The organism is Planctomycetota bacterium, assembly GCA_026387035.1.
Lineage (GTDB): Bacteria > Planctomycetota > Phycisphaerae > FEN-1346 > FEN-1346 > JAPLMM01.
The window spans coordinates 1-8,415 of the sequence record JAPLMM010000138.1; the positions used below are offsets into that span (position 1 = coordinate 1).

The 8,415-nt window shown below is 65.7% G+C and carries 6 protein-coding genes; all 6 read right to left on the reverse strand.

What is annotated here, in order from left to right; all coding sequences use genetic code 11:
* On the reverse strand, positions 1 to 312 hold a 312-nt coding region (locus NTX40_04660), incomplete at its 3' end, for an acetyl-CoA decarbonylase/synthase complex subunit delta (GenBank protein MCX5648374.1).
* A 14-nt stretch (positions 313 to 326) separates the two neighbouring features.
* The gene (locus NTX40_04665; protein MCX5648375.1) at positions 327 to 1,091 is read right to left on the reverse strand and encodes an AAA family ATPase; all 765 of its coding nucleotides are present in this window, start codon (positions 1,089 to 1,091) and stop codon (positions 327 to 329) included.
* Positions 1,088 to 3,043 (reverse strand): ASKHA domain-containing protein, encoded by a 1,956-nt coding sequence (locus tag NTX40_04670; protein ID MCX5648376.1) that lies wholly within the window; start codon positions 3,041 to 3,043, stop codon positions 1,088 to 1,090. Before NTX40_04670 ends, NTX40_04665 begins: the two co-directional genes overlap by 4 nt.
* Positions 3,044 to 3,203: 160 nt before the next feature.
* A complete protein-coding gene (gene acsC, locus NTX40_04675; GenBank protein ID MCX5648377.1) occupies positions 3,204 to 4,541 on the reverse strand; it encodes an acetyl-CoA decarbonylase/synthase complex subunit gamma in 1,338 nt (445 codons plus the stop codon).
* Positions 4,542 to 4,774: 233 nt separating this feature from the next.
* Positions 4,775 to 6,961 (reverse strand): acetyl-CoA decarbonylase/synthase complex subunit alpha/beta, encoded by a 2,187-nt coding sequence (gene acsB / locus NTX40_04680; protein MCX5648378.1) that lies wholly within the window; start codon positions 6,959 to 6,961, stop codon positions 4,775 to 4,777.
* 59 nt (positions 6,962 to 7,020) lie between these two features.
* A partial coding sequence (locus tag NTX40_04685) for a carbon monoxide dehydrogenase (GenBank protein MCX5648379.1) occupies positions 7,021 to 8,415 on the reverse strand: 1,395 nt, incomplete at its 5' end.

Sequence of the window (8,415 nt, forward strand, 5' to 3'; positions counted from 1 at the left end):
GTCGGGATGGATGCCGTCAAACTTCACGCACACCAGGTCCGCGCCCCATTCCTCGACGGCCTTCCTGGCCCAGGCGGCCGGGTCCGCGAGGACGCCCGCATACGCCTCCGCGAGGGCAGGGGGCCATTCCGCGGGCGCGGCGTCGAGGACGTCGATGGCAATGACCGGCCGGCGGCCGGTCGCCGGGGCGTCCCCGCCGTAGGGAATCGTTTTCGCGCCGCCGATCTTGACGGTGTTCTTGCGGCTCCCGCCGCCCAGCGTGACCTCGTTCACGCTTCCCGAATAACTCTCCTGAACCGCCGGTAGAGGCATAGTCTCTCCTTCGTCTAGGGCACGCGGACCGCCGGAGTGCCGAGAAGTTCCGTAAGGGTTTTGCCCACGGCCTGGAACGCCGGACTGTCGGCCTTCAGGCCGAAGACGCTCTTGCCTTGTATCGAAAGATCAAGAACCGTGCGGTCGAAGGGGACGCTTCCCGCCGCCGGCAGATCGCTCCCGCCGGCAGGCGCGGCGCCGCCTTCCTCCACCTTGTTCCACAGGACGAGCCGATCGCCGACGCTGATCGGCAGCCGGTTCGACAGGCCGAGGATGCGGTGGGCGGTCTTCGCTCCGACCACCGTCGCCTCCGTCACGATCAGAAGAAAGTCCACGGCATTGGTGGTTCGGCGCGACAGGTGTTCCATGCCCGCCTCGTTGTCGATGACCACGTAGGCATAGTCCTGGCCGGCCTCGTCGAGGTACTTCCGCAGCAGGTGGTTGACCGCGCAGTAGCACTTGGGCCCCTCGGTGTGGCCCATGACTAGGAGGTCGAAGCCCTCAGCCTCGGCGACGGCCCGGTGAATGGCGTACTGGAGGGCGCGTTCGCGGCTCGTTCCGGCGCCGGTCTGGAGTTTCCGGTCGAGGGCCTGGTCGCAAATCTCGCCGACCGTCGTCTCGGGCTCCAGGCCGAGCGCCAGGCCCAGGCACGCGTTCGGGTCGGCGTCCACCGCGAGGACGCTCCCGGCCGTGCGCTGGACCAGGTGGCGGACGATCATCGCCGCAACGGTCGTCTTGCCGCTGCCGCCTTTGCCCGAGATGGCGACTGTCGTGCTCATGCCTTCGTGGCGCCCTTCGACGGCGGTTTCTCGGTGACGCTCGGAAACCGCGAGAGGTCGGTGTGCGGCAAAAAGTTCGCCTGGATGAACGCGTTCATGTAGCCGGGGTGGTTCATCAGGTCGAAGTACGTCATGCGGTCGGCGATTTCCTCGGCTTTGGCGAGGGCGTGGCGGCTCATGACGGCCATCTTCGCCCCCGCGATCGACGAGTTCCCCACGAAACGAATCCGGTCCACCGGAATGTCCGGCAACATGCCGATCCGGATGGCCTTGCGCACGTCCAGATAGTTCCCGAACCCGCCCGCCACGTAGATGGTGTCGAGTTTGTCCACTCGCGTCCCCGTGGATTCCAGGAGGACCTGGACGGCGGCATAGACGCCGGCCTTCGAGCGGACGAGGTTGGCAATGTCCGCCTGGCCGATGGTGATGGCTTCCCGGCCGTCGGTGGGCGGCACGATCGTGAACTCCAAGCCGTCGGCCCCCTCGACGAGGCGTGGATCGCCTTTCTGGATGAACCGCCCCGTGCGGTCGATGGCGCCGATCTCGAGCAGCGCAGCCAGGGCGTCGAGCAGGCCCGACCCGCAAAGGCCTCGCGGCGGGTCGCCACCCACCGTCTGGAACCGGAAGGAACCGTCGGCGGCCACGCTCAGACGCTCGATCGCCCCACGGGCTGCCCGCATGCCGTGCTTTACCCCCGAACCCTCGAAAGCCGGGCCGGCGCTCGACGACGCGCAGACCATCCATTCGCGAGACCCGAGCACCACCTCGCCGTTCGTGCCGATGTCGATGAAAAGGCTCAGGCGCGGGGCCTCGTAGAGGCGCGTCGCCAGGACCCCCGCCACGATGTCGCTGCCGACATAGGCCCCGACGGCGGGCAGCGTGTACAAGAGGCCCCGCTTGTGGATGCGGATGCCGGCCTCCGAGGCCCGGATCGGAGGCACCCACGCCGCCGTCGGAATGTAAGGCGACCGGCGAATACGCCGGGGGTCCAGGTTCAAAAGGAAATGGATCATCGCCGTATTGCCCGAGCAGATGACGGCCGTGATGTAACTCAACTCGATCGCCTGGCGGATGGCCAGCGTCTGAATCAGGTCGTTGACGTCGTGCACGATTCGCCGCTGCATCTCGTCGAATGCGTCGTGTTGCTCGGCGTAGATGATTCGGCGGATGTAATCCTCGCCGAAGTGCATCTGCGAGTTGTACGTCGCCTCCGCGTCCACCGTCGAAGCGCCCGCCAGGTCCACCAGGTGCGCGACGACGGTCGTCGTGCCCACGTCCACGACGACGGCGTAGTTGCACGCGCTGGTGTCGCCCGGCTCGATGTCCACCACTTCCATCGTTCCGCCGCGCTGCGCGACGATCGCCGTCACCTTGTATTGGGATTTCTGGAGGACGGCGGGCAGACTCTGGAGGATGCGGTACCCGGTCTGCATCAGGGGCGCTTCGAAGCGGCCCCGGATCGCCATGTACAGCCGCTCGTGGTCCGCCTGCTGGTCTTCTTCCGTCGGGCTGGCCATCTGGAGGTAGTGCTTCTGAACGAGCGGGTCGTAGGGGAACGTGCCCTCCCCGGCGGGGCGTTCCGCGCCGAGGTCTTCGGTCGGCAACTCGCTGAAGCGGTGGGCGTCGCTGTCGACGAGGATTCGGCCGGTGTCGAGCGCGTGGCTCTTGGGCACCGTGACGGTGGCATCCGACAGCACGCGGGTCTGGCAGGCCAGGACGACGCGCTCGCGGACTTCCTGGGGCGCGAGGAGCGTGGTGGGCGGCGACTCGATTTCGCCTTCGTCCACCACGACCTTGCACTTGCCGCAGTACCCGTCCCCGCCGCAGATGCTCGTCACGTAGACGCCGGCCAGGCGCGCCGCCTCCAGAAGCGTCGCGCCCCGCGGGATCTCCGTTTTCAATCCCGACGGCTCGAAGCGAACCTTGCACATTGCTTGTTTTGTCGGAGCCATGGCCTTCCCGTCCGTTCCGGTTTCTCGAACGCCTTATTTTGTAGCGCGGGGCCTTGCTTGCCACGCCGAAGTCCGCCCTCCGTGCTGGCGGACGAAGGCGGGTGCCCCGCGCGGTTTTGCGCGAGGGACAAGCCCTCGCGCTACATAACTGGGCGGCGGGTCACGAGCCCCAGACCTCCTGAAGATACCGCGGAATGACGCTCGATTCCCGCGGACCGACCAGGATCTCCCAGCCGGTCTCCTCTTCCAGTTTTCCGCTCATGACGGCCACGTAGCCCGGGATGATCAGTTTGCGGTGTTTGACCTTGTTCTCCAGGTCGGCCGCCTTCATGGCCTTGGCGACGGTTTTCTCGTTCAACTTGTCGCCCGAGTAGGCCGTCAGAACGCTCGTGCCTTCCGTGTCCACGCAGAGGATCCAGGAGGGGATGCGGCTGGCCTCCACGTCGCTTTCGACCGTGTAGTAGGTGAGCGAGAAGTTCGTCGTGAACATGACGGGGCTGTTGTCCCCAGCCTCGCCGACGGCGTAGAGTTTCGGCTCGACCTGGACGGGTTTCTGCGGGTCCGTGTAGAGGTTCTGCCGGGCCGTCAGAATGGGCAGCAGCGCCCAAGGCTCGGTCGCCCCGACCACCACGATGCCCGCGTACTTGGCGACCAGGGAGGCGGCCCGGACGACCTGGGTCTCCGGTTCGCCTTCCGTCGCGAAGGCGATGACCGGATAGCCCAGAGGACGGAAGTTCTTCTTGAGCGCCAGTTTGCGGACCTGCGTCAGGCCCGCCATCTCGGCCCAGCCGTTCGGCGCATCGAGCCAGAGCACGAGGTCTTCGCATCCGGCGGCTTTCAGTTTCTCCGTCAGGGCGGCCAGCGCATCGGCATCGGGCGCCCGGGCCACCAGCGGGCACTTGGCGCCCGCGGCGAGTTTGGCCATGGCCTCGGCCGTCTTGTCCGTGGCGGCACAGAGGAGCGGCCTGGAGTCCTTGACCTTCGCGAGGGCGGCCCCGGCCGCCTCGGGACTCGCGGCGACCAGGATGATCGCTTTGCCGGTCGTCTTGGCGGCCTCGGCGGCGGAGGCGAACTTAGATGAGTCGCCCGAAGCGTTCATGACGGCCACGGCGCCGACCGGCATGGCCTGGCCGATCCGCTCGAACGAAAGGGCCTTGATCGCCTCGGCCCGGGCCTTCAGCGCCGACGCATCCAGCGTGTCGGCCAGGGTGACGGCCACGACCGTCGGGCTGTGGAACTTTTCCTCGTGGCGAAAGAGGACCGTCTCCTGGCCGGTCGCGCATTCGGCCGGACCGGCGCCGAACTTGACGAGCCGCATCGGCGGCGCTGCGGCCGCCGCCAGCGCCTCGCGCGCCTGGGCGCTCGCGTCGGGGCACTGGTCCAGGCCGACCTTCTTCTGCGCGAGGGCCATGGCAAAGGCCAGGCAGGTCGGCATGCCGCACTTCTTGCAGTTGGTCTTCGGCAGGAGTTTGAAAATGTCGAGTCCGCTGAGCGCCATGGCGAGAGGGTCCTTTCCTGAACCTATTGTTTAACGCTTGAGACTTTCGGAATCCACCTTTTGTCCTTAGTTGCGGGCGAAGAAATCCGGGTGAAAAAATCCGAATGACGAAGTCCGAATGACGAATCAAAAGGCAAATCCGAATGACGAAGGCAATAGCCCATCGCGCGTTTCGTCATTGCTTTTTCGTCATTCATTCGTCATTCGGATTTCGGATTTCATCATTTCTCCGTTCAGAACATCGGCTCCATCGCCATGACGGGGTGCTCGACCTTGGCGAGGTGTGCGGCGACCTCTTCCTCGGTGGTGGCGACGGATTCGTCGGCGATTTTTGCGAGGAACGCTTCGCCGCCCAGGCCCAGTTCCTCCGCCCGGGCGACCAGGGCGTCGTGCAGTTCCTCTTTCAGGGCCTTGGGCATCCAGACGATGCGCCCAAATCCCCCGTCCGCGCTGATGAACTTCGGGCTGACGATGTAGTGCTTGGAATGGCCGACGAAGCCCGGCGTCTGCCGACCGCCGCCCACCGTGCCGGCGAGAGTCGAGAACTTCATGCCGCACGGCGTCATGTCGGGGAACTCGCGCGGGGCGATCATGATGCCGCCCGTCGAGGGCAGAATGGCGGAGATGCACTCGAAGCACCCGCACGACGTCATGGGGTCCTGGATCATCGAGTAGGCGCTCATGCGTTCGATCGCGCCCTGGCTCTTCTCGTGGATGAACTGGTTGACGCGCTCCCACTGGCCCAGTTTCGCGTCCACGGGGGCGCCTTTCTGGATGGGCTGGTTGGGTCCGGCGGGGTTGATCTCGAAGGCCGCCCGGCCGTCCAGCCAGTTGTAGGCGCCGCAGAGGCCGGATCGTTGCGGCGTAATGATGCAGACGTGGTTCGGGGCGAACGATTGGCAGAGCGTACACGAGTAGAAGATGTCAACAGATTCATCCGTCATGCCCGCCAGGCGGGCGTCGCGCTCGGCGAAAACCGCCCGCGCCTGCTCCTGGAGTTCGAGCACCTTCTTTTCGTCCGTGTAGATCTTCACCTGGACCTTGTCGACGATGCTGGAGAAGTGTTCGTGCAGCATCGCGTGGATGATCTTGCCGATGTGCTCGAGCCGGAAGCCCGCCTTGTGCGCCTCCTTCGAGATGCGGACCCAGACGATGTCGCGCTGGCCCATGTGGAACAGGCCCTGGGCGTGGTTGAGGAACGTGTGGATCTGCCGCTCCAGGACCGGCTCGAAATCCGGCTGCATCTTGCGTCCCGCCACCTCGACGACGACGCCCAGAGGCAGCCGCTCGCCCTCCTTGACCGAGTCGGTGTCCGCCCCGATGACTTCAACCTTGCCGTCCTCGACCTTGTCGGTGGGCAGGCTCCGCAGCCACTCGAACGCCGGTGTCCGCTGGCCGCCGAACTCCGCGTGCATGTCTTCCTTGCGAATGCGCTCGCCCTCGAACGCCGGACTGAACGCCACCGGGATCGGCACCTCCGCGATCTTGATCTTCAGGCCGCGAACCTCGATCGCTTTCTCGACGATCTCCTTGTGGGGGATGTTCGAGACGACGTGCTCGTACGTGCAGACGCCCGTCGGCAGAATCTGCGGAATGTCGGAATCGGCGATGGTCGGGAACCCGAAGTTGATGGCCCCGGCGGCGGTGGCGTACCACTCGTCGGTCACCTTGCCGAGCGCGAGGACGAACGCGAAAATCCTCGCCTTGTTATAGAGCAGGTTTCGGCGGAAGTCGCCCGGCTGGACGCCGCCGAAACTCATCGCCGCACGCGCCGCGAAACCTAAAGCGTAGATGGCGGCCGAAATGTCCGGCCCGAACGGCACGAGACGCGTGTCCCACCCCATCTGGACGCCGCCCTCCGCCAGTTGCTGCGAGAAACTGGTCCCGTTGTGGCTGGCGGCCATGAAGACGTAGAGGCTCCGCTCCTGCAACTTGCGGGCGATCGCCACAGCCGTCTCCACGTCCGGGGCAGCCCCCGCAATGGCCGCAAACCCCGGCGCCGTCCCGTCCACGAACTGGATGCCGCGCTCCCGCAGGATCACGTCGTCCGCCGCCCCCAGCCAGAGGTCCCGCACGGGGTTCGGGCCGACGAGGTATCGGCACGCCTCGATGACTTCCTCCGCGAAAAGCGTCGCCATCCCCGCGTCCAGCGTGGGGCCCAGGTACGGCAGCCATAGCCGCTTCTCCACAGGCGGCGGGAGGAGTTCCCGGATGCGGTCCATCACGGGGTGGAAGTCCGACAATTTGCGGACCTCGTGCCCCGTCATCGCGTAGATGATGGGGATGAAGTACCCCGTGTTGGGGAACTCGACGGCCGCATCCTCGCCCTTTTCCTTGATGGCCTTCTGGAGGATCTGGTCCGCCTGTTTGGCGATCTTGTGGGCGCCCCGGATGGCTGCGGTTGCAATGATTCTGGACATCTCCTGGCTCCTTTTCATCTCCTTGTGAGAATGCGTCTCTCGGTTCTGGTTTCGGGGGGCTATTTCACTTCGAGTTTTCGGCGGTCCTCCATGTCGTAAAGTTTCCGTTCGCGCTCCTGGTTGATGCCCAGGGCGTCGCGCTTCGCCTCGATGTGGGCGTGGATGAGGTCGGCCGCCTTGACGGCATCGTCCTCGACCGCCCACCGGCCGCCGAACTCCTCGGCGATGTCCTCGAAGAGGTATTTTGCGACCTTGGACCCCGGCAGCACGGGGAAGAGTTTCTTGGCGAACACCACCAGGGCGCCCGACGCGACGAAATACTGGCCGATCGAGATCGCCTTCTCCGTGATGTGCTCCAGGCACGCCCCCGCGATGGGCAGGTCGGAGAGGTCCTGGCCCAGCCCGCCCTCGCGGACCATCTCGGCGCACGCGACGAGGATGCGGCTGTTATCGACGCACGAGCCGACCGCCAGCACCGGCGGGATGCCCACCGTCTCGCAAATCTCCCGCAGGCCGGGCCCGGCGAACTCGGCGGCCTCCGGCGTCATCAGGCTCTGCTTGCCGCACGCGATCTGCGCGCACCCCGTCGTCACCACCAGGATGTCACGCTTAATCAGTTCCCGCATCAGTGTCGTGTGGCCGAAGTCGTGGCAGACCTTCGGATTCGTGCACCCGACGACGCCCACGACGCCGCGGATCCGGCCGTTGATAATGTTGTCGTTCAGCGGCCGGTACGACGCGCGGAATCGCCCGCCGAGCATGTAGTTGATCGTCTCGTGGCTGAAGCCGACGACGACCTCGCCCTTGTCCTTCGGGATGTGGACGGTCTTGCCCTTGCGGCACTTGAAGGCCTCGATAGCCTTGCGGACGACCTGCTTGGCGACCTCGAGGGCCTTCGACTCGTCCATCTGGACGTGCTCGACGCCCGGAAGGCGGGCCTTCTCGCTCGTCGTGATGAGTTTCGTGTGGAAGCCTTTGACGACCTCCGTCAGGCTCTGCATGATGCACTGAACGTCGACGCACATAAGGTCCACGGCGCCTGTCCCAATGGCAAGTTCCTGGGACAGGAAGTTCCCCGCCACCGGGATGCCGTGACGCATCAAGAGTTCGTTCGCCGTGCAGCAGATACCGGCGACGTTCACGCCCTTGGCGCCGGCCTTCTTTGCTTCCTCGAGGATCTCGGGCATTGTCGCCGCCGCCGCCACCATCTCCGACAGGAGCGGTTCGTGGCCGTGAACCACCAGGTTCACCTGGTCCTCCTTGAGGACGCCCAGGTTGATTTCGCCTCGCGCCGGGGTCGGCGTGCCGAACATGACGTCCTGGAGTTCCGTTCCGATCATCGAGCCGCCCCATCCGTCTGCCAGGGCGCACCGGCTGGCGTGGTGCAGGAGGCTCACGTAGTCCTGGTCCACGCCCATGGTCGAGCGGTGAAGCGATTCGACCACCTCGCGGTC

Coding starts and splice junctions, on each gene's coding strand:
- NTX40_04665 (MCX5648375.1), bottom strand. CDS start 1,091: ATGAGCACGACAGTCGCCATCTCGGGCAAAGGCGGCAGCGGCAAGACG.
- acsC (MCX5648377.1), bottom strand. CDS start 4,541: ATGGCGCTCAGCGGACTCGACATTTTCAAACTCCTGCCGAAGACCAAC.
- acsB (MCX5648378.1), bottom strand. CDS start 6,961: ATGTCCAGAATCATTGCAACCGCAGCCATCCGGGGCGCCCACAAGATC.
- NTX40_04670 (MCX5648376.1), bottom strand. CDS start 3,043: ATGGCTCCGACAAAACAAGCAATGTGCAAGGTTCGCTTCGAGCCGTCG.